General features: G+C 60.0%; 22 protein-coding genes and 1 tRNA gene. 16 read left to right on the forward strand and 7 right to left on the reverse strand.

Annotation, left to right across the window (positions count from 1 at the left end; genetic code table 11):
- The first annotated feature begins 21 nt into the window (after positions 1 to 21).
- Positions 22 to 1128, forward strand: coding sequence for a type IV pilus twitching motility protein PilT (locus DXY29_RS07150; protein WP_371411069.1), 1107 nt, complete (start codon positions 22 to 24; stop codon positions 1126 to 1128).
- Here DXY29_RS07150 and DXY29_RS07155 read toward each other — a convergent pair whose 3' ends face one another.
- Both DXY29_RS07155 and tsaD read right to left on the reverse strand, forming a co-directional pair.
- Positions 1129 to 1305, reverse strand: coding sequence for a chlorophyll a/b-binding protein (locus DXY29_RS07155; protein ID WP_115024352.1), 177 nt, complete (start codon positions 1303 to 1305; stop codon positions 1129 to 1131).
- A gap of 42 nt (positions 1306 to 1347) precedes the next feature.
- Positions 1348 to 2421, reverse strand: coding sequence for a tRNA (adenosine(37)-N6)-threonylcarbamoyltransferase complex transferase subunit TsaD (gene tsaD, locus DXY29_RS07160; RefSeq protein ID WP_115024043.1), 1074 nt, complete (start codon positions 2419 to 2421; stop codon positions 1348 to 1350).
- A gap of 77 nt (positions 2422 to 2498) precedes the next feature.
- Between tsaD and DXY29_RS07165 the strand changes: the two genes are divergently transcribed.
- Together DXY29_RS07165 and psaJ are read left to right on the forward strand one after the other, a co-directional pair.
- Positions 2499 to 2975 carry a Photosystem I reaction center subunit III gene (locus DXY29_RS07165; RefSeq protein ID WP_115024045.1) on the forward strand — a complete coding sequence of 159 codons (477 nt, stop codon included), beginning with the start codon at positions 2499 to 2501 and terminating at the stop codon, positions 2973 to 2975.
- A gap of 32 nt (positions 2976 to 3007) precedes the next feature.
- The gene (psaJ, locus tag DXY29_RS07170) at positions 3008 to 3124 is read left to right on the forward strand and encodes a photosystem I reaction center subunit IX (RefSeq protein WP_006850741.1); all 117 of its coding nucleotides are present in this window, start codon (positions 3008 to 3010) and stop codon (positions 3122 to 3124) included.
- Between the two features lie 99 nt (positions 3125 to 3223).
- Here the strand turns inward: psaJ and gmk are convergent, their stop codons facing one another.
- Positions 3224 to 3781: a guanylate kinase gene (gene gmk / locus DXY29_RS07175; protein WP_115024046.1), complete on the reverse strand. Its 558-nt coding sequence runs from the start codon at positions 3779 to 3781 to the stop codon at positions 3224 to 3226.
- Positions 3782 to 3867: 86 nt separating this feature from the next.
- Between gmk and DXY29_RS07180 the strand changes: the two genes are divergently transcribed.
- Together DXY29_RS07180 and tatC are read left to right on the forward strand one after the other, a co-directional pair.
- Complete coding sequence (locus DXY29_RS07180; RefSeq protein WP_115024354.1) at positions 3868 to 5547, forward strand: NFACT family protein; 1680 nt, start codon at positions 3868 to 3870, stop codon at positions 5545 to 5547.
- Positions 5548 to 5672: 125 nt separating this feature from the next.
- Positions 5673 to 6377 (forward strand): twin-arginine translocase subunit TatC, encoded by a 705-nt coding sequence (tatC, locus tag DXY29_RS07185; RefSeq protein WP_226398342.1) that lies wholly within the window; start codon positions 5673 to 5675, stop codon positions 6375 to 6377.
- On the opposite strand, the gene DXY29_RS07190 is transcribed toward tatC, so the two are convergent.
- Positions 6358 to 6774 carry a DUF3067 family protein gene (locus DXY29_RS07190; protein WP_115024048.1) on the reverse strand — a complete coding sequence of 139 codons (417 nt, stop codon included), beginning with the start codon at positions 6772 to 6774 and terminating at the stop codon, positions 6358 to 6360. The genes tatC and DXY29_RS07190 overlap by 20 nt on opposite strands.
- Positions 6775 to 6821: 47 nt before the next feature.
- Here DXY29_RS07190 and petC point away from each other — a divergent pair, with 47 nt between their 5' ends.
- The 6 genes from petC (at position 6822) to DXY29_RS07220 (ending at position 10963) form a co-directional block, all read left to right on the forward strand.
- The gene (gene petC, locus DXY29_RS07195) at positions 6822 to 7358 is read left to right on the forward strand and encodes a cytochrome b6-f complex iron-sulfur subunit (protein ID WP_115024049.1); all 537 of its coding nucleotides are present in this window, start codon (positions 6822 to 6824) and stop codon (positions 7356 to 7358) included.
- Positions 7359 to 7396: 38 nt separating this feature from the next.
- Positions 7397 to 8332: a cytochrome f gene (gene petA, locus DXY29_RS07200; RefSeq protein WP_115024051.1), complete on the forward strand. Its 936-nt coding sequence runs from the start codon at positions 7397 to 7399 to the stop codon at positions 8330 to 8332.
- Between the two features lie 5 nt (positions 8333 to 8337).
- Positions 8338 to 9216, forward strand: a complete 879-nt coding sequence (lgt, locus tag DXY29_RS07205; RefSeq protein WP_115024052.1) for a prolipoprotein diacylglyceryl transferase — start codon at positions 8338 to 8340, stop codon at positions 9214 to 9216.
- The gene (gene cobM / locus DXY29_RS07210; protein WP_115024054.1) at positions 9213 to 9974 is read left to right on the forward strand and encodes a precorrin-4 C(11)-methyltransferase; all 762 of its coding nucleotides are present in this window, start codon (positions 9213 to 9215) and stop codon (positions 9972 to 9974) included. The genes lgt and cobM overlap by 4 nt, the downstream gene beginning before the upstream one ends.
- Before the next feature lie 25 nt (positions 9975 to 9999).
- A tRNA-Val gene (locus tag DXY29_RS07215) sits at positions 10000 to 10071 on the forward strand.
- A gap of 100 nt (positions 10072 to 10171) precedes the next feature.
- Positions 10172 to 10963 carry a RodZ family helix-turn-helix domain-containing protein gene (locus tag DXY29_RS07220; RefSeq protein WP_115024056.1) on the forward strand — a complete coding sequence of 264 codons (792 nt, stop codon included), beginning with the start codon at positions 10172 to 10174 and terminating at the stop codon, positions 10961 to 10963.
- Here DXY29_RS07220 and DXY29_RS07225 read toward each other — a convergent pair.
- Positions 10947 to 12635 carry a Ppx/GppA phosphatase family protein gene (locus tag DXY29_RS07225; protein WP_244279340.1) on the reverse strand — a complete coding sequence of 563 codons (1689 nt, stop codon included), beginning with the start codon at positions 12633 to 12635 and terminating at the stop codon, positions 10947 to 10949. The genes DXY29_RS07220 and DXY29_RS07225 overlap by 17 nt on opposite strands.
- Positions 12636 to 12671: 36 nt before the next feature.
- Here DXY29_RS07225 and DXY29_RS07230 point away from each other — a divergent pair, with 36 nt between their 5' ends.
- Both DXY29_RS07230 and DXY29_RS07235 read left to right on the forward strand, forming a co-directional pair.
- On the forward strand, positions 12672 to 13565 hold the full coding sequence (locus DXY29_RS07230; protein WP_115024362.1) for a 4-hydroxybenzoate polyprenyltransferase: 894 nt from the start codon (positions 12672 to 12674) through the stop codon (positions 13563 to 13565).
- A complete protein-coding gene (locus DXY29_RS07235; RefSeq protein ID WP_115024364.1) occupies positions 13565 to 14449 on the forward strand; it encodes an LD-carboxypeptidase in 885 nt (294 codons plus the stop codon). The genes DXY29_RS07230 and DXY29_RS07235 overlap by 1 nt, the downstream gene beginning before the upstream one ends.
- Here DXY29_RS07235 and ispD read toward each other — a convergent pair.
- Positions 14433 to 15113 (reverse strand): 2-C-methyl-D-erythritol 4-phosphate cytidylyltransferase, encoded by a 681-nt coding sequence (gene ispD / locus DXY29_RS07240; RefSeq protein ID WP_115024360.1) that lies wholly within the window; start codon positions 15111 to 15113, stop codon positions 14433 to 14435. The two genes, DXY29_RS07235 and ispD, sit on opposite strands and share 17 nt — an antisense overlap.
- A gap of 72 nt (positions 15114 to 15185) precedes the next feature.
- On the opposite strand from ispD, the gene DXY29_RS07245 reads away from it, so the two are divergent.
- From DXY29_RS07245 to fabG, 3 genes are read left to right on the forward strand one after another with little or no spacing between them, the layout of a single operon-like run.
- Entirely contained in the window at positions 15186 to 16019 is an 834-nt protein-coding gene (locus DXY29_RS07245; protein WP_115024058.1) for a glycosyltransferase family 9 protein, read from the forward strand.
- A 10-nt stretch (positions 16020 to 16029) separates the two neighbouring features.
- A complete protein-coding gene (locus DXY29_RS07250) occupies positions 16030 to 17085 on the forward strand; it encodes a TrkA family potassium uptake protein (protein WP_115024059.1) in 1056 nt (351 codons plus the stop codon).
- Positions 17086 to 17132: 47 nt separating this feature from the next.
- A complete protein-coding gene (gene fabG / locus DXY29_RS07255) occupies positions 17133 to 17885 on the forward strand; it encodes a 3-oxoacyl-[acyl-carrier-protein] reductase (RefSeq protein ID WP_115024366.1) in 753 nt (250 codons plus the stop codon).
- Between the two features lie 9 nt (positions 17886 to 17894).
- Here the strand turns inward: fabG and DXY29_RS13485 are convergent, their stop codons facing one another.
- The gene (locus tag DXY29_RS13485) at positions 17895 to 18071 is read right to left on the reverse strand and encodes a hypothetical protein (protein WP_166017435.1); all 177 of its coding nucleotides are present in this window, start codon (positions 18069 to 18071) and stop codon (positions 17895 to 17897) included.
- Between the last annotated feature and the right edge of the window lie 63 nt (positions 18072 to 18134).

Here is an 18134-nt window from a genome sequence, read left to right on the forward strand (position 1 = left end):
ACGTCAGTACGGAGCCCTGCAGTGACTCCGGTCATCCAGAGCCCAGGGCCGAAAGCGGCGAAGGATGGTTCTCCAAGCCTGGAAGAGATCGTTCGCATCGCCCATGAAGCCGGCCATTCCGATGTGCACCTGGGGGTTGGAGAAGTCCCGCGCTACCGAGCCCGAGGGGACATCCAGGGCACGGAATGGCCCGTGACCGATGCCGATGTTTTTCAGGGATGGCTCCAGGAAATCCTGACGCCTCAGCAAATCGATGCCTTCATCAGCGACAAGGAATTTGACGGCTCCCATGCTTTCGCCTTCGTGCGCGTGCGCATCAACCTGATGGATTCGCTGCGGGGGCCGGCAATGGTGCTGCGCCTGATTCCGCAGACAATCCTCAGCATGGAGCAGCTGAATCTCCCAAGCGTGCTGGAAGGTCTCGCGGCCCGTCCGAAGGGACTGATCCTGGTGACTGGACCGACAGGGTCTGGCAAGAGCACAACGCTGGCGGCCATGATCGATTGGATCAACCGCAACGAAGCTCGACACATCCTCACGATCGAGGACCCCGTGGAATTCGTGCACGAAAGTCGTAAGTCCCTCATCCGTCATCGCGAAGTGGGGTTGCACACGCTGAAGTTCCACAACGCATTACGGGCTGCCTTGCGGGAAGACCCGGATGTGATCTTGGTGGGCGAAATTAGGGATCAAGAAACGCTATCCACGGCGCTCGAAGCCGCGCAGACCGGCCATCTGGTCTTCGGAACGCTTCACACCAATTCAGCGGTCAAGACCGTGGAACGGGTCCTTGGCATGTATCCCCCTGAAGAGCAAGAGAGCGTGCGCCGGTCGTTGTCAGAGGCACTGATCGGAGTGATTGCCCAGGGACTGATCAAGACCACCGATGGGAAGCGGGCGGCTTATCACGACATCCTGATCAACACAGACGCCTGCAAGGACTACATCCAGCGGGGGGCCCTCGATGAGGTGGAGGAAATCATGGAACGCAGCGGCTTCGACGGGATGGTGACGACCAATCAATCCCTTCTTGCCCTGGTGGAGGCGGATCGCATCGAGGGAGATCAGGCTGTTGCCGTGAGCCTCAAACCCAATGAGCTAGCTCAAGCCCTACGGGGCCGGAGCTGATCAGCCTCCGCTGAACACGCGAACCAGCAGAACGACAGCGATCCCGGCAGACAGGCCGATCATCGCCAGGCGACCGTTCCAGATCTCAGCCTGAGGAGTGAAGCCCCGCTTCCAAGCATTCAGTTCTTCAGCCTCCACTGGCGCCGGGGAATCTGATCTGGATTCGGGTTGGTCCACGACGCTGGTGCCGAAGAGTGGGCACAAGCCTAAAAGGCTTTCTTAAAAGGGTGGATCTGTTGCATAAAGAGCATTGGCCTGGTCCAAGGGCCAGCGAGGGGCGACCCCGGATTCAAGAGACGTCGAGCCTGTGTTCTGGCTCAGGCGCATCAAGGCCGCTGCACCGATCATCGCGGCGTTGTCTGTGCAGTACGCGAGAGGAGCGATTGAGACAGCAATTCCCCGCTCCTGCCCGCGTTCAAGCATGCACTGGCGCAGGCGGCGGTTCGCCGCGACACCGCCCACCATCACCAGTTGGCCAACACCATGGTCTTCAGCACAGCGGAGGCTGCGCTGCACAAGAACATCGGCCACCACCTGTTCGAAGCTGGCGGCCAGGTCTGCAAGAGGCAGTGGATCCGCTGTCTGTCGGAGTGTTTCGACCGTGCGGAGCATGGCGGTCTTGAGCCCACTAAACGAAAAGTCGTAGGGATGGAACCCCCCGCCGGGCAATGAAATCCGACCCTTAGGCAACTTGAAACATGTTGGATCACCCGTTTCAGCAACGGCCTGAATAGCTGGGCCTCCGGGGTAACCAAGATCCAGTAAGCGAGCCACCTTGTCGAAGGCTTCGCCAGCGGCATCGTCATGACTTCGACCAAGACGCTTCATGCCCCCGTCAACGGCCACAAAAATCAGTTCGGTGTGACCTCCACTGACCAGCAGCACCAGATAGGGAGCCTGAGGAGGGTCCTCTCCAAGCATCACCGAGGCCAGATGGCCCTCCAGATGGTGGATGCCAAGAAAGGGACGCCGGTGCAATGCCGCCAGAGTGCGGCCGGTCACCGACGCCACCATCAGAGCCCCGGCCAACCCCGGCGTGATCGTGGCTGCAATGGCATCCAGCTGACCCAAGGCCAGACCAGCCTCATCAACAACCGCCGCAATCAACCCAGGCAGGGCCTCAACATGGCGACGGGAGGCGATTTCTGGCACAACGCCACCCCAGCGAGCGTGCTCCTCCACCTGGGATGCAATCCGTGAGGCCAGCACTTCAATCCGACCGTCGTCATCACGACGAAGAACCGCAGCAGCGGACTCGTCACAACTTGTTTCGAGGGCAAGCACCGCATGCATCGAAGTGATGCCCCTCCCCTACTCTCCGACTTGTGACATCTTGCCCTTTCGGGGCACCGTTCAGAGGAATCGTTCCGATGCGTCGTCTCTTCGCCGTCGTGCTTTCAGCACTCCTGGTGTTCGGCTTCGCCCCCGTCGCGAAGGCGGATGTGGCTGGCCTCACACCTTGCTCAGAAAGTGCTCGCTTCCAGCAGCGTGCAGCTGCTGCCACAACGCCTCAGGCCAAAGCTCGCTTCGAGATGTACAGCAAAGCATCTTGTGGAGCAGATGGACTTCCCCATCTGATCGTTGATGGTCGCTGGAGCCATGCCGGGGATTTTGTCTATCCCGGGATCATGTTCCTGTACATCACCGGATGCATTGGTTGGGCTGGTCGTGAGTACCTGAAAGCCACCCGCGGCAAAAATGCCGCCAACTACGAAATTTTCATCGATCGCAGCATCGCCATCAAGAGCCTTTTGGCAGCAGCCACTTGGCCGCTGGCTGCTTTTGGTGAATTCACCAGCGGCAAGCTGCTCGAAGACGACAGCAAGGTGACTGTTTCACCTCGCTGATTAATACGACTTCAAACATTGCCTTCTCAGAAATGAACAAATTTCTTACAGCCGCACCTGTCGTTGCAGCCATCTGGTTCACAGCCACTGCTGGAATCCTGATCGAGTGGAATCGCTTCTTCCCCGATCTTCTGTTTCACCCAATGTGATTCACCTGGTGAACTTTCACCTACGTAGGGAACCTTCGGGTTCCCTTTTTTATGTCTTGAACGTTCCAAGCAGCAACGTTCAAGACAGCAACGTCGGGATCAGCTCAACTCCATCAGCGTCTCCACCTGCTGCAAAGCTGATTCAAGATCATCGTTGGTCACGACAGCATCGAATTCATGTTGAGCTTTGAGCTCCTCTTGAGCCCTGATCAAGCGGCGCTCAATGGCCTGCTCAGAGTCGGTTCCTCGCCCACGAATCCGTCGCTCCAATTCCTCAAAGCTGGGGGGAGCCAGAAAAATCTGGAAGCCGTCCGGGAAACTGCGACGCACCTGGCGAGCTCCCTCCAACTCAATCTCCAAGAGCACGGGGCGCCCCCCAGCCATCTGTTCCTCAACAGGATGGCGAGGTGTGCCATAGCAATTCCCCGCGAATTCCGCCCACTCCAAAAAACCCCCTTCAGCCACCAAGGCCTCAAAAGCAGCACGGCTGTGGAAGAAGTAGTTGATGCCGTCCTGCTCGCCCTGACGCGGGGAACGGGTGGTTGCCGAGACAGACAACCAGATCTTGGGATGGCGTTCCAGAAGCTGGTTCACCAGCGTTCCCTTGCCGACACCGCTCGGCCCCGTGATCAAGGTGAGCTTTCCACTGGTGGACATCGCGGCGTCTGCGTGGGTCAGCAGAGTAGGAAGCACCACTGCCGCACCCGGTGCTCCCGGTGATCGCCTCCACCAGCCTTCAGCCCATGGATCTCACCACGCTTCGCGCGGTGCTCTGGGATCTGCGTCCAAGGCTGGTGCCCAGCCGTTTCGAAAAGGCCCAACAACCTGACCCGGGAACGATTCAACTGGGCTGTCGCAGCCTGAAAGGGATGGTATGGCTGGAACTCAGCTGGCAAGCCGAGGCACCTCGGCTGGTCGAGGTCAACCCTCCACCGCGCAGCGGCAGCGGCAGCACCTTCGCGCAACAGTTGCAGCACAGCCTCCGTCAGCTGGCTCTCGTCGAACTCCACCAAAGCGGATTTGAGCGAGTCGTGGAATTCCGTTTCGCCCAGCGTCCGGGTGAACCGATTCACAGGATCCTCGTGCTTGAGCTGATGGGACGGCACAGCAACCTGCTGCTCCTCGATGAGCAACGCCGCATCATTGCTCTGGGAAGACAGGTTCGTGAGCATCAATCCCGCGTGCGCCCTCTCTCAACCGGCGATTCCTACAGCCCACCACCAACCCTTCAGGGCTTGGCACCCGATCGAACGGAAAGCTTTGAACGCTGGCAGGCTCGACTCTCTCTCGTCCCGATCCCACTGCGCAAGGCCTTTCAGCAGACCTACCAGGGCATTAGTCCAGCCCTGGCAGCACAGCTCGCCGGTGACAACCTGAACAAACCCGTGGACACCCTGGAGACCAACCAGTGGCGAGACCTCTATGAACGCTGGTGTCTGTGGTTGGACCAACTCCACCTTGAACAGTTCGCCCTCGTGGTTGAAAACGACGGGCGCTACAGGGTGTGGGGATCTCCCGATGCTGGTGTCAACCCACAACCCTCGTTAGCTCTCAAGCTGGGTTCTCTTCACCAGCAGTGCCTGGAACATCGCGCCTTGGCCAGGGTCAGCCATGAGCTACGACAACGCTTGGAGCGATGGCGAAGCAAAGAACAAACTGCCCACGATGACCAACGCCATCGCCTCGAGGCCACCGACGGACACGGGGTCCTTCAGAGCCAGGCGGATGCTCTCCTCTGCCTTGGCAACCCAAGCCGAGACCAGGTGGATGAAGCCCAATCGCTGTATCGCCGTGCCAAAAAACTGCGACGATCACGCCCGATCCTCGAGCAACGGCTTGAGCACCATCAGCAACGTCTTCAACTGATCAGTGAGAGCGAAACGTTTATCGAGGATCAACTGAGCGCGGAATGGCAGGACTACAAGGCACGACTCTCCGCCCTGAATGATCTGCGGGAGGAGCTCGAACAACTGTTGACGCCCAAGGAGCGCCGTCGCGATGCTCGACTGCAGCGTCGACAAGATCAGCCCAGTCCTCTGGAACTGATCACCCCAGGACGGCTCACGGTTCAGGTGGGGCGAAACCATCGCCAGAACGACTGGATTTCTCTTCGCCAGGCCCGAAGCGGTGACCTCTGGTTCCATGCCCAGGAATGTCCAGGAAGTCATGTGGTGCTGAAAAGCTCCAACGGACTTGCCGACGAAGCAGATCTGGCCATGGCGACGGATCTGGCCGCCTATTTCAGTCGAGCTCGTGGCAACAAGCAGGTGGCGGTGGTGATGGTTCCAACCGATCAACTGCAACGGATTCCCGGTGCCGCCCCAGGCACAGTGCGCCATGGTCAAGCCGAAATCCGCTGGGGTGAACCCCAGCGAGCGGAACAACGGCTGCTTGCCCCTAGCCTGAGCCCACAATCGGGCTGACCTGTTGCGCCGCCCGACCCGCGTCCGTGTCTGAGCGCCCCGACGGTCCCCCAGCCTTGCAGCCACCACCACCCATTCGCATTGGGAGGGCTCCTGGTGATGCTGATCTGCCGAATGAGGTGGAGATGCCCCTGGTGGACCACCTGGAAGAACTGCGTCAACGCGTGCTGCGCAGCCTGTTGGCCGTAGTGATCGGTGCACTGGTCTGCCTACTGGGCGTCAAGCCGCTGGTGCGGCTGCTCGAGGCGCCAGCCAGCGGCATTCATTTCCTCCAGCTCGCCCCAGGCGAGTTTCTGTTCGTCTCGCTCAAGGTGGCCGGTTATGCCGGACTCACCTTGGCCCTTCCCTATGTGCTGTTCCAAATCCTGGCTTTTGTTCTGCCAGGCCTGACAGTCCGCGAACGGCGCCTGATCGCCCCCGCCGTTGCTGGGTCAGCTGTTCTCTTCATGGCGGGCTTGGCTTTCGCCTGGTGGGCCCTCGTGCCGGCCGCACTGCGTTTTCTAGTGAGCTACGGCGCCGATGTCGTTGAGCCGCTTTGGTCGATCGAGCGCTACTTGGACTTTGTTCTTCTGCTGATGCTGGCGACCGGGCTGGCGTTTCAGCTGCCGGTGCTGCAGCTGCTCCTGGGTGCCCTGAGGCTGGTGCGCTGGCGGCCGATGCTTGGTGCCTGGCGCTGGGTTGTGCTGGGATCCGCCCTTGCTGGAGCCGTGCTGACGCCGTCCACGGATCCCATCACGATGTTGCTTCTCGCTGGAGCCATCACGGCGCTGTTTCTGATCGGAGTTGGCCTGGTGGCTCTGACCGAATCGCTCAGACCAGAAACTCCTTGATCAGCGTTTCCGCCTCTGGTCCTGACGCCTGCAGCGGAAGACTCAGCGCCTTCCCCAGACGCGGTTTATCACGGGTGGAAGCGAGCCAATCCCGCACCTCACCCGCCAAACCAAGACGATTCACAACATCCAACACTTCACCGAGATGCTGCCGATAGGCCTCGAGGTCCATTTGAAACGACTGTTGCTCCAGATAGGCCCACATCACCTGGAGGTACAAACGGCGGCGTCGAACCACCAGTTGAAGGTCGTAGGTAGCCCGCCAGCGCTGGCGTAGACAGCCAATCACCTCATCGACGCTGATTGGCGGCTGGGGCACGGCGTTGGTGATTTCAAGCACAGAAGCTGATGCGGCAGGTACAGGAAGACACCAGTCGTTGCAAAGCTTGACAGGCACTTAAGCATCCATAATGGTCGGCAATCCGAGCTGGATGAACGTCCGCCATGACCCAACTCTCCTCGAGCGATGTGCCCGGAATGGGTCGTCGGCAGTTCATGAATCTGCTGACGTTTGGCTCCGTGACCGGTGTGGCCCTTGGAGCCCTTTATCCGGTGGCGAACTACTTCATCCCCCCCAAGGCCGCTGGCAGCGGTGGTGGCACCAGCGCCAAGGATGAGCTGGGCAATGCAATCACAGCCAGTGGCTGGCTTGCCAGCCACCCCGAAGGTGATCGCAGCCTTGTTCAGGGACTGAAAGGCGATCCGACCTACCTAATTGTCGAAGGTGAAGACGCCATCGGCAGCTACGGCATCAATGCCATCTGCACCCACCTCGGCTGTGTCGTTCCTTGGAACAGCGGTGCAAATAAGTTCATGTGTCCATGCCATGGCAGCCAATACGACGCCACCGGCAAGGTGGTCCGTGGCCCTGCCCCTCTCTCCTTGGCCCTGGCCAACGTCAGCGTTGAGAACGACAACGTGTTCATGAGCCAGTGGACCGAAACCGATTTCCGAACTGGTGATAAGCCCTGGTGGGCCTGATCTTTCCCTCCCCTACGCCTGCATCCCCTCACCGTCCCATGCGTCGTCACCTCTCGCTTCTCCTTGGATCGCTGGTCATCGGACTGGCGCTGCTAATTGCCCCGTCTGCCAGCTGGGCATATCCCTTCTGGGCTCAACAAAACTACGAAAGCCCCCGGGAAGCCACCGGCAAAATTGTTTGCGCCAACTGCCACCTGGCCAAAAAGCTGACCCAGGCCGAAGTTCCCCAATCAGTTCTGCCTGACAGCGTCTTCACCGCCAGCGTCAAGATTCCCTATGAGCAGGGTCTTCAGGAAATCGGAGCCGATGGAAGCGACGTAGGCCTCCAGGTCGGCGCCGTTGTGATGCTTCCCGATGGCTTCACCCTCGCTCCTCAGGACCGCTGGACCGATGAGATCAAGGAGGAAACGGAAGGGGTCTACTTCACTCAATACAGCGACGACCAGCCGAACATCCTGCTGGTGGGCCCGATTCCAGGTGACCAGCACCAGGAAGTTGTCTTCCCTGTTCTCTCCCCTGATCCAGCCACCGACAGCAACATCCACTTCGGTAAGTACCAGATCCACGTCGGTGGCAACCGCGGTCGCGGCCAGGTTTATCCCACCGGTGAAAAGAGCAACAACACCATCTTCACAGCACCAGCAACCGGCACCATCGCCTCTATCGAACCTGGTGACAACGGCGCGAGCGTGGTCAGCATCACCACGGCTGACGGTGAAAGCGTGAACGAAACCATTCCTGTCGGGCCCCAAGTTCTGGTCAAGGCTGGCGACAGCATCGAAGCCGGCGCTGCTCTCACCGATGACCCCAATGTGGGCGGCTTCGGTCAAGTGGATGCTGAAATTGTTCTCCAGAACCCCGTTCGCATCTACGGATTGCTTGCTTTCTTCGCCGCTGTGGCTCTCGCACAGATCATGTTGGTGCTGAAGAAAAGGCAGATTGAGAAAGTTCAGGCAGCTGAAGCCAACTTCTGATTTCTATGGCTGTTGAAGCCCTGTTTCCCCTGGCGACATTTCAGTCGCCAGGGGAATTTTTGCCTCAAACCGAAAACTGGTTTCTGCCGCTTCGGTGGTACGGCCTGCTCATTGCCACGGCAGTGCTGATCGGCTTGAACCTCTCCAGTCGCCTGGCAAAGCTCCGACACCTGGAAAACGGCTTAATCAGCGATCTGCTGCCTGTGCTCGTGCTGTTTTCCGTCATCGGGGCACGCATCTACTACGTGGCATTTGAGTGGCACAACTACGCATCGCACCCGCTCAAGGCCCTTGCCATTTGGGAGGGCGGCATCGCCATCCACGGCGCTCTGCTTGCAGGGACACTCACATTGATCCTGTTTTGCCGCTGGCGCCGTCAACCCTTCTGGGATGTGCTCGACGTTCTGGTGCCATCCGTGGCATTAGGACAAGCGATCGGTCGCTGGGGGAACTTCTTCAACTCTGAGGCATTTGGCGTTCCAACAGATCTGCCGTGGAAACTGTTCATACCAGCGCAGAGCCGCCCGGTTACTTACAGCACTTCGGAATTTTTCCACCCGACATTTCTCTATGAATCGGTGTGGAATCTGCTGCTCTTCGCAGTCCTGCTGCTGCTCTTCCGCCGCGGCTTGAAGTCACCCGGGATCCTCCCGGCGGGCGCTATGAGCTGCGTTTACTTGGTCGGTTACAGCCTTGGCCGCGTCTGGATTGAAGGTCTTCGCATCGATCCCCTCTGCATCGGCTCACTTCCCCCCGCATGCGAAGGGGGCATCCGCATCGCCCAACTGATGAGTTGCACGTTGGTCGCTCTCGGCGGGATCGGGCTTTGGTGGCTATATGGACGAAAGCGACCCCTGCCTGATCCATCAGGCCAACGCAGTTGAGTCACGTTGTCAGTTTCGTTGGAGCAGGCCCAGGTGCTCCAGACCTGCTTACCCTTCGCGCTGCTGAACGGCTCAAACGGGCTGAGGTTCTGGTCTGGACGGATTCCTTGGTGTGTCCTGCAATCACCGATCTAGCTCCAGCCGATTGCGAACGGATCCGCACCAGCACGACAACGCTCGAAGAGCTGATCCCTTTGCTCATCGATCGCTACCGCCAGGGCAAACGGGTGGTCCGGCTCCATGACGGCGATACGGCGCTCTACAGCGCCATCAATGAACAGATCTGTGCCTTGAGTGACGCGGACATCCCCGTGGAAGTGGTGCCTGGAATCAGTGCCTACCAAGCTGCAGCAGCTGGACTCGCTAGCGAACTCACTCTTCCAGGAGTGGTGCAGACCATCGTGCTCAGTCGGGCCGGAGGACGCACCGGCGTGCCGGAACGGGAAGAGCTCGGCAGATTGGCAACCCTGCGCGCCAGCCTTTGCATCTACCTCAGCGCCAGACATGTCGAGGAGGTGCAAACCACCCTTCTGGATCACTACCCAGACGACACTCCCGTGGCGATCGGACATCGGGTGAGCTGGCCTGATCAAATGCTCACGGTGGTCCCTTTGAGGGAGATGGCTGCAGCCAGTCGAGAACGCAATCTGATTCGAACCACGCTTTATGTGGTGAGTCCTGCACTCGCCGGTGGCCCTCAACGCTCACGTCTCTACTCCCCTGACCACGACCACCTGTTCCGTCCAAAAACCCAATAGGCGGTGGTTTAGGATCGATTTGTGCGGGCGATTAGCACAGTGGTAGCGCACTTCCTTCACACGGAAGGGGTCACTGGTTCGAATCCAGTATCGCCCATATTTTTTGGTGCCATTGACTCTTGGGGTTCACCAATGGGGCTGACTGAATGATCAATTGGGCTTAAGTTTCGCCAGGAACTAGGTCGACTTACTCATCCATGCACGAGCGGAGTCTTACGGAAGACCAGAGCAAAGATGCGGGCCTGGTCCAAGTAGGGCGACAGTTGGCTGAAGCACGGGCTGGAGCCAGCCTGACAAGGGACCAGCTGGCCAGCCAGATGCACATGGGAGTGGAGCAACTCACCGCACTGGAACGAGGCGATCAAGACGCACTGCCAGAACCTGTCTTTATTAAAGCCATGGTGCGTCGGCTCAGCTCCCATCTGGGTTTAGATGCCGACGCCATGGTGCAGGCCATCGGCCCCCTCTCCACAAGCAAGACCCAACAGCCGGCTCCTGGATCCACAACTCGGGGAATCGCCCCGCAGAAACCGGCAAGACTCAACCCGCTCCCCCTTCTCGCCCTAGCCGGTTTGACAGGCCTGGGGGTGGTTGTGTGGAGCAACGCTTCAGAACTTTCGCGCTTCGCCCAAGGGTTGAGACCTGCGAGTCGAACGCTCGTCGTGAACGAGCCGGCTTCGCCTCCTGAAGCCAAAACAGATGTCGCCTTGGAGGTTGAGATTGAGTCACTCATCGTCCCAGCGCCTCCGACAGCACAAACAGCTCTCACAATCAGCAGCAGCGAACCCAGCTGGATCGCCCTGCGTCGTGAGGGGATTGTGGAATTTGAAGGGCTTCTAAACGGTGAACGCAGGATTGAGGATCCAGAGCTGGTTGAGATCTACGCCGGTCGGCCCGATCTGGTGCAGCTGACGTCGCCAGACGCTGAAACAAGAACCCTGGGGGCTGTTGACGACATCCGCTGGATCCGACTCAATCCTGAACTCTGACGCGCAGATCGACTCCGACGGCCTCCCGTACGACCTCAGCGCAGCTCTGCAAACTCCACTTCTCAAGACTGACGTTCTGGTTCACCCGCTCGCGAACGATCTCCAGATCCAGGACTCCTCTCACTGCATGAATGCGCAGTGCTGAGATCACTGGTTCTGGCCTGCGATCCAAAGCAGCGGCCAAGCGAAGCAAAATGGCCATCTGATGAACGCAACGACGGTTTTCTCGGTTGGCCAGGAGCTGCCAGGACTCATGACGCTTCTTGGGCAAGCTGCGGCGGTGATAGCGAGCAATCGCCGCCACCATCAGATGTTCCGCTTCTGAATAGCCCAGCAGTTCCCCATGGCGAATCAAGTACCAAGAATGCTTGTGGTACGCGCTGATGTTGATGTGCTGGCCACAGGTATGCAGCATTGCTGCAGCCCAAAGCAGTTCGCGACCTTCGCCACTGTCGTCATGCATCACCCCCCGCGTGGCGTCGAACAGCTGGAGGGCATGGCTGGCGACCCGTTCTGCCCTGCTCTGATTCACCGCAAACCGCTGCACCTGATGAATCACGGTGCGTTGTCGAATGCTGCTCTGAAAGCTGAAGCGATCCTCAAGAAGACCGTGGCGAAGCATCCAATCGACGATGAGACCTTCCCTGAGAGCCCGCTCACTGAGGACTAGCTCGTCAACACCAAGCATTTGCATCGTGGTTTGCAGAATCAGCGCACCGGGAACAATGATTTCGGCCCGCCGGTCATTGATGGGAGCCAAATTCCGCCGTTGAGCGGGGGTCATCGTGATTAAGCGATCGACCACCCGGTCCAGACGCTGCCGGGTGAGTCGATACCCGTGCAGCTTGCGCGGTGGACGCTCCTCTTCACTCGCCGCAAGAGAACCAATAGCCATCGCCGTGCCGCTGGTTGCCACCAGCACAGGTGTTTCACCGGGTTTGATCCTGCGACGCACTTTGTCGACCGCAGGTTCGAGCGATCCCTGAATGAACGCCTGCAGAAACGATCGACGTTTGAGGGGCATCGGATCGTCTTTGACGAAGTCCCGTTGGAGACGCACAGCCCCGACACGGGTGCTGGTGAGGGCGCGGGCATCGCGACCATCCGCAAGGATCAGTTCAGTGGAGCCTCCTCCGATATCGAGCAAAAGATGCGGACGATCTCCAAAAGGCATTCCTGAAAGCACACCCAAATAGATCAGCCGGGCCTCTTCAGGGCCACTGACCAGATCCACCTCCATCTCGAGGTCATCCAGGATGGTTTGGAGAAAATCGCGGCCATTGGGGGCTTCTCGAACGGCACTCGTCGCCGCGGTAACGATCTGCTCAACTTGATGGCTAGCGGAGAGATCCTTGAACTGGCGCAGGGTTTCATACCCTCGTTGCATCGCCGCTGCGGTCAGTTCACCGGTCTCGGGATCACGCTCCCCCAGACGCGTGGTGACCTTTTCAGCCTGGATGATGCGGAAGGTGCGCAGCTTTGGATCAATGGCTGCGACCAGTAGATGGAAGGAATTCGTTCCGATATCGATCGCTGCAATCCGACGCAGATCTGGATTCGCCGGCTGGGGCAAACCGTTGTTCTGTTCCGTTGGCTTGGCTGGGGCCTCGGCATCCAGCATCAACGTCAGGAAGGGAGGTGGATCCACTCTGCCACTCACAGCCGGAGCCATAAGACCCTGACTAGGGTTCTTCAAATCTCGTTGATTGTGATCAGCAGCTCTGCCCGTCTTCAGCCCTGGATTGAACTGCTCCGCTGGAACAAACCCACCGGACGGCTAATCCTGTTGATCCCAGCGGGCTGGGCCCTCTGGCTGAATCCAACAGCCCCGCCCGGCCTTGGACTGATCCTGCAGATCCTTGTGGGAGGCCTGGCCGTGAGCGGTGCAGGCTGCATCGCCAATGACCTATGGGACCAGCGGTTCGACGGCAAAGTGGAACGCACGAAAAGCCGTCCTCTGGCCAGGGGTGCGCTGCAGCGAGGACCAGCCTTCGCTTTGCTGCTGACCTTGCTGGTCGTCAGCCTGGCTGTCGTGCTGAGTCTTCCGGCCGACAGTCTCAGGCTCTGTCTCGCGTTGGCCTGCACGGCCGTGCTGCCGATCCTCGGGTATCCATCAGCAAAGCGGTGGTTCGTCTTCCCCCAGGTGATCTTGGCGCTGTGCTGGGGCTTCGCGGTGCTGATCCCCTGGGCCGCCGCAACGGCCTCCTTGAGCTGGAGTCCTGCCCTGGTGTGCAGTTGGCTCGCGACCGTGGTCTGGACCTTCGGTTTCGACACGGTCTATGCCATGGCCGATCGACGTGACGATGCCAGCCTCGGCCTGCACAGCAGCGCCTTGAGCCTCGGATCCCGCGTGGTGCCTGTGGTGCGTGGCTGCTACCTCGTGACAGCCATCACCCTTGCCATTGCGGCCTGGTCGGCTCAGATCCCAGCACCGTTCTGGCCTCTCTGGTTGCTTGCCACAGTCTTCATGCAGCTCAGCTGCAACCCCTTAAACAAGCAAGATGCCTCCATGGGCACCTACGGGAAGCACTTTGCCCAGCAGGTGCAGGCGGGGATACTGCTCTGGCTCGGCCTGGTTCTAGCCAGGGGATGGGGAGTCTGATGCGCATCACCCCGGCTCCACCGCTCCAGACTGGAGACCGTGTGGCCTGCGTGGCCGCCAGCTCAGCCCTGCAGGACGACATCAAGCTCCAACAGGGCATTGCTGTTCTGCAGAGCTGGGGCCTGGATGTTCAACCCCAGGCCTTGGCCACCCGACGTTGGGGCTACTTCGCAGGGCGCGATGACGCGCGCCATGCCGATCTGCATCCAGACGAACCCTCAGCGCTGCTCGCCTGTGCCCGCGGTGGATGGGGGGCTGCTCGGCTGCTGGAGCAGCCCATCCGCTGGCAGAGCGGCTGGTTGCTGGGCTTTTCCGACGTGACAGCTCTGCTCTGGGCCCGCCAGGCAGCAGGGTTCGCTGGCGGCATCCATGGCCCTTTACTGACAACGCTTGCAGATGAGCCGCAATGGAGCCGTGACCGATTGCGCAACCTGCTCTTCGGTCAAACCGTCCCCTCACTACAAGGACGAGGTGGTGGTGGAGGGGTAGGGACAGGCCCCCTACTCGTGGCCAATCTGACCGTCGCCACCCACCTGCTGGGGAGCCGCTTCGTCCCCCCCCTCGAGGGAGCCATTTTGGTGCTGGAAGATGTCGGGGAGGCCCCCTACCGGATTGATCGGATGCTGACCCAATGGAGGCTCAATGGCAGTCTGCAAGGCTTGGCAGGTCTCGGGTTTGGCAATTTCGAAGGGTGCGGAGATGAACCGCGAGATGCCTCGGAATGCTTCAACCTCGAGCAGGTTCTTGAGGATCGAACTGCCGACCTCGGCATTCCCAGAGTGATGGACCTGCCCGTTGGTCACCGAGCAGGCAACGCTGCCCTGCCCATAGGAGAGATGGCACGCCTCGACGGTCAGACGGGCCTGCTCAGCTTGCTGACCTGAGGGCGAGCACTGCCTCTGCCACGGTCAAGTCAAACGGCGTTGTGACCTTGATGTTTGCAGGTCCAGCATCCAAGACCTGCACAGGCCAACCAAGCCGCTCGTACAACGACGCGTCGTCGGTCACCGTCCAGCCCTGAGCCACCGCCTCAGCGTGACCGCGACGCAGCTGGTCGACGGCAAAGCCCTGCGGTGTCTGCGCCGCCCAGAGCTCCGATCGGTCAGGCGTGTCTCGAATCAAACCATCGGATCCCACACGTTTGATCGTGTCACTGACCGGTGTTGCGGCAATCAGGGCCGTACCGGCCTCAACAGCAGCAGCACAACGGTCAAACAAATCCGGTTCAGCCAAACAGCGGGCTCCGTCATGAATCAAGACATGGCGGGCCTGCTCCGGCAATCCCGCCAGACCACACAAAACCGACTCCTGCCGAGTGCTGCCCCCTTGAATCCACTGCACCGGCTTGCTGGGTGCATCCAGCACGGCCAGGATGGCGTCTCGATCGACCTCTTGGCCGACGATGCCGATCCACTCAATCCGCTCAGAGCGCAAGGCCGCCTCAAGGGTCCAGGCAATGACAGGGCGTCCGGCCAACGGCAAAAGCAGCTTGTTCCGATCCGCACCCATGCGCCGACCGCTTCCTGCCGCAGCAATCAACAGATGCACAAGCGACTCCTGCCCTGGGCAGGCGTAAACGACCTCCATAAAATCAGTTCGCACCATGGATGACGGCGCTGCATGCGAGTTCTTGCCCTAAGCCCGGGTTCGCTCGAAGACCAGCTGGACCGTCTACCAGCCCTGGCCGAGATCTGCCAGAAGCTCAACGCCACATTGCAGGTGGCGTGTGATCCCCAGCAGGCAGCCCCTTGGAAACTCCTGCCATGCCTAGAAAAGCTGTTGCCATTCAGCTTCGAGGCCAACCCCACCCTTGCGGACTGGGCCAATCTGCTCGGCTGTGTGCGGGAACCTGACTTCCAGGTATGCATCAACTTTGCTGAAGGTCAGCAGGTCAACCTGATGCTGTCGATGAGTCATATCCCCAAACGGCTGGGATCTGAAGGCTTTGCCTGCACCGACAGGCTCAGCATCGACCAGGGCTGGACTGCGCAGCGTCTGGCTCCTTACCTCCAGGCCCTTGGTCTTGAACTCGAGGCCGAGCAGTTCCGCGTGCCCCTGGCGGCAGGTGTTCTCGATGAAGCCCGAGAAGCATTACCCCGCGGCGATGGTCCTCTGCTGCTGCTGTCCCCGACAGGCCAAGGTCATGACTGGCCTGCAGCCGAATGGCACAAGCTTCCTGAAACCATCAAAAGCCGCCTTCCGGCGCTGCGCAGCATGGTGCTTCCAGCAAAGCTCAGCCTGGCCAAGCGTGCAGCCCTGATTGCCTGTGCCGATGTTGTGCTCAGCAGCTGCCCGATTTCACAACGTCTGGCGACCTATTGCGGCACCCCCTTAGTTGCCCTTGGAGCAGCGGCAAAGGATCTCCCCGAGCGCGCCGAGATCCGCTGTCTCGGCCGCTCTGATGAGCTCGCCACGCTGAAGAGCAGTGAAGTTCTGACAGCCCTCGGTTTCTGAAGGACGTCCAATGAGGCGCCGCAGAGCCAGAGGACAGCTGAAGCTGATCACAGCTCCATGGCGGGGCCCCATCAGTGCCCTGAGTGCTGTGATCTTCGCCGGTGCCCTTGGATACCGAATCACTGAGGGCTGGGACTGGGGCGATTGCCTCTGGATGGTGCTGATCACGATCAGCACCATCGGCTACGGCGAGGTGGAAGTCCTGTCACCCCAAGGGCGCCTGGTCACCGTGCTGATCGTGGTTGGTGGATTGGTGGTTGTTCAACTGGCCATCCAACGCGTTCTCGGGCTGAAGGACTCGGGATATTTCCTCAGACTGCGTGAATTCCGCTTTCACCGAATGCTGGAAAGCCTGCACAACCATGTGATCCTTTGCGGCTATGGCCGAATCGGGCAGGAAATCGCGGCCCAACTCCAACGCGATGGGGTACCTCTCGTGGTGATCGAGACGGATCCCAATCGAAGGGATGTCGCTGAAATGAAGGGGATGCGTGTTCTGCAGGCGGATGCAACCTTGGACGAAACGTTGCTGGACGCAGGACTCGAACGCTGCTGCAGCCTCGTTGCAGCCCTTCCGAGCGATGCTTCCAATCTTTATGTGATCCTCAGCGCCAAGGATCTAAGGCCGGATTGCCGCTTAATTGCCCGCGCAAACAGCGATGAAGCGGCTTCAAAGCTGCGTCTGGCAGGGGCCACTGTCGTGGTCAGTCCCTATGTGGCTGGTGGCCGCGTGATGGCGGCTTCTGCTCTGCGGCCCCTGGCACTCAACTTCATGGAGCTTCTGGCTGGCTCTGATTACGAGATCGAGGAATTCCAACTGAGTCACGACCCACTGCACCTGATGGAGATCCGTGGGCGCAGCCTGTCTGAACTGGAGCTGGGCCGCCGCAGTGGAGCCATGGTGCTGGCGATCCGAGAAAAGGGAAAGCTGATCGCCAATCCAGGCGGACACACCCAGATGGCACCGGGACAACTCCTGATCGTGCTGGGGAGCAAGACCCAACTCGCGACCTTTCAAGCGTTACTGGGGGAGGCCGTCGACACGATTGAAACCATGCCGGGTTGAGGTTGATGACGGCGGCTCCGTACGATCCTGCGATCAAAGGTTCCTCCATGTCTCCCAGCGCTTCTCTTGCCGGTCAGACCGCCCTGGTGACAGGAGGAGGTCGCGGCATCGGCCGTGCCATCGCCCTAGCCCTGGGCGAAGCAGGAGCAGAAGTCGTCGTGAACTACTCCAATTCCGCCGCCGCAGCGGACGACGTGGTCGCTGCGATCACTGCAGCTGGGGGACAGGCCTACGCCCTGAAAGCCAATGTGTCTGTCGAGGCAGAGGTGGATGGCCTGATCAAACAGGTGCTTGAACGCAGCGGCCGTCTGGATGTGTTGGTGAACAACGCCGGCATCACACGGGACGGCCTGCTGATGCGAATGAAAACCGACGATTGGCAAGCGGTGATCGACCTCAACCTCAGTGGTGTGTTCCTCTGCACGAGAGCTGTGGCACGCCCGATGCTGAAGCAGAAGAGTGGCCGGATCATCAACATCACCTCTGTTGTGGGGCTGATGGGCAACGCTGGCCAGGCCAACTACGCCGCCGCCAAAGCCGGCGTCATCGGTCTGACCCGCAGCACCGCGAAGGAGCTCGCTAGCCGTGGCATCACCGTGAACGCGGTGGCTCCAGGCTTCATCGCCACGGACATGACCAAGGACCTCGATGCGGAGGCCATTCTCAAAGACATCCCGCTGGGGACCTTTGGAACCCAGGAGCAGGTGGCTGGTGCCGTGCGCTTCCTGGCCTCCGACCCAGCAGCGGCCTACATCACAGGCCAGGTGCTGCAGGTTGATGGCGGCATGGTGATGGCCTGAGAACAAGAATCAGGGATCAAGGGGTTGGGCCAATTGATCACGCAAGCGGCGGATGCGCTGGAGCAGGCGAAGGCGACGGCTGCGGGCTGTCGCTGTCAGAAAAATGCGCAAGGGGACGTAAACCAGGGCCATTGAACCGGCCAGCCCCGCCATCAGGACAAAAAAGAGCGCTCCCGATTCAGCCATGACCGGACCCTAATGAGTTCGTTAAGGGGGGGCATCCAGGCGACTCGAAACCATTCGGCTTTC

The sequence above is a fragment of the Synechococcus sp. UW69 genome, from assembly GCF_900474185.1.
Classification (GTDB): domain Bacteria; phylum Cyanobacteriota; class Cyanobacteriia; order PCC-6307; family Cyanobiaceae; genus Parasynechococcus.

Excerpts from the sequence above, each read along its gene's own strand:
- tsaD (WP_115024043.1), bottom strand. The coding sequence starts at position 2,421 with ATGCATGCGGTGCTTGCCCTCGAAACAAGTTGTGACGAGTCCGCTGCT.
- DXY29_RS07165 (WP_115024045.1), top strand. The coding sequence starts at position 2,499 with ATGCGTCGTCTCTTCGCCGTCGTGCTTTCAGCACTCCTGGTGTTCGGC.
- psaJ (WP_006850741.1), top strand. The coding sequence starts at position 3,008 with ATGAACAAATTTCTTACAGCCGCACCTGTCGTTGCAGCCATCTGGTTC.
- gmk (WP_115024046.1), bottom strand. The coding sequence starts at position 3,781 with ATGTCCACCAGTGGAAAGCTCACCTTGATCACGGGGCCGAGCGGTGTC.
- DXY29_RS07180 (WP_115024354.1), top strand. The coding sequence starts at position 3,868 with ATGGATCTCACCACGCTTCGCGCGGTGCTCTGGGATCTGCGTCCAAGG.
- tatC (WP_226398342.1), top strand. The coding sequence starts at position 5,673 with ATGCCCCTGGTGGACCACCTGGAAGAACTGCGTCAACGCGTGCTGCGC.
- petC (WP_115024049.1), top strand. The coding sequence starts at position 6,822 with ATGACCCAACTCTCCTCGAGCGATGTGCCCGGAATGGGTCGTCGGCAG.
- petA (WP_115024051.1), top strand. The coding sequence starts at position 7,397 with ATGCGTCGTCACCTCTCGCTTCTCCTTGGATCGCTGGTCATCGGACTG.
- lgt (WP_115024052.1), top strand. The coding sequence starts at position 8,338 with ATGGCTGTTGAAGCCCTGTTTCCCCTGGCGACATTTCAGTCGCCAGGG.
- DXY29_RS07220 (WP_115024056.1), top strand. The coding sequence starts at position 10,172 with ATGCACGAGCGGAGTCTTACGGAAGACCAGAGCAAAGATGCGGGCCTG.
- DXY29_RS07225 (WP_244279340.1), bottom strand. The coding sequence starts at position 12,635 with ATGGCTCCGGCTGTGAGTGGCAGAGTGGATCCACCTCCCTTCCTGACG.
- DXY29_RS07235 (WP_115024364.1), top strand. The coding sequence starts at position 13,565 with ATGCGCATCACCCCGGCTCCACCGCTCCAGACTGGAGACCGTGTGGCC.
- DXY29_RS07245 (WP_115024058.1), top strand. The coding sequence starts at position 15,186 with ATGCGAGTTCTTGCCCTAAGCCCGGGTTCGCTCGAAGACCAGCTGGAC.
- DXY29_RS07250 (WP_115024059.1), top strand. The coding sequence starts at position 16,030 with ATGAGGCGCCGCAGAGCCAGAGGACAGCTGAAGCTGATCACAGCTCCA.
- fabG (WP_115024366.1), top strand. The coding sequence starts at position 17,133 with ATGTCTCCCAGCGCTTCTCTTGCCGGTCAGACCGCCCTGGTGACAGGA.
- DXY29_RS13485 (WP_166017435.1), bottom strand. The coding sequence starts at position 18,071 with ATGGCTGAATCGGGAGCGCTCTTTTTTGTCCTGATGGCGGGGCTGGCC.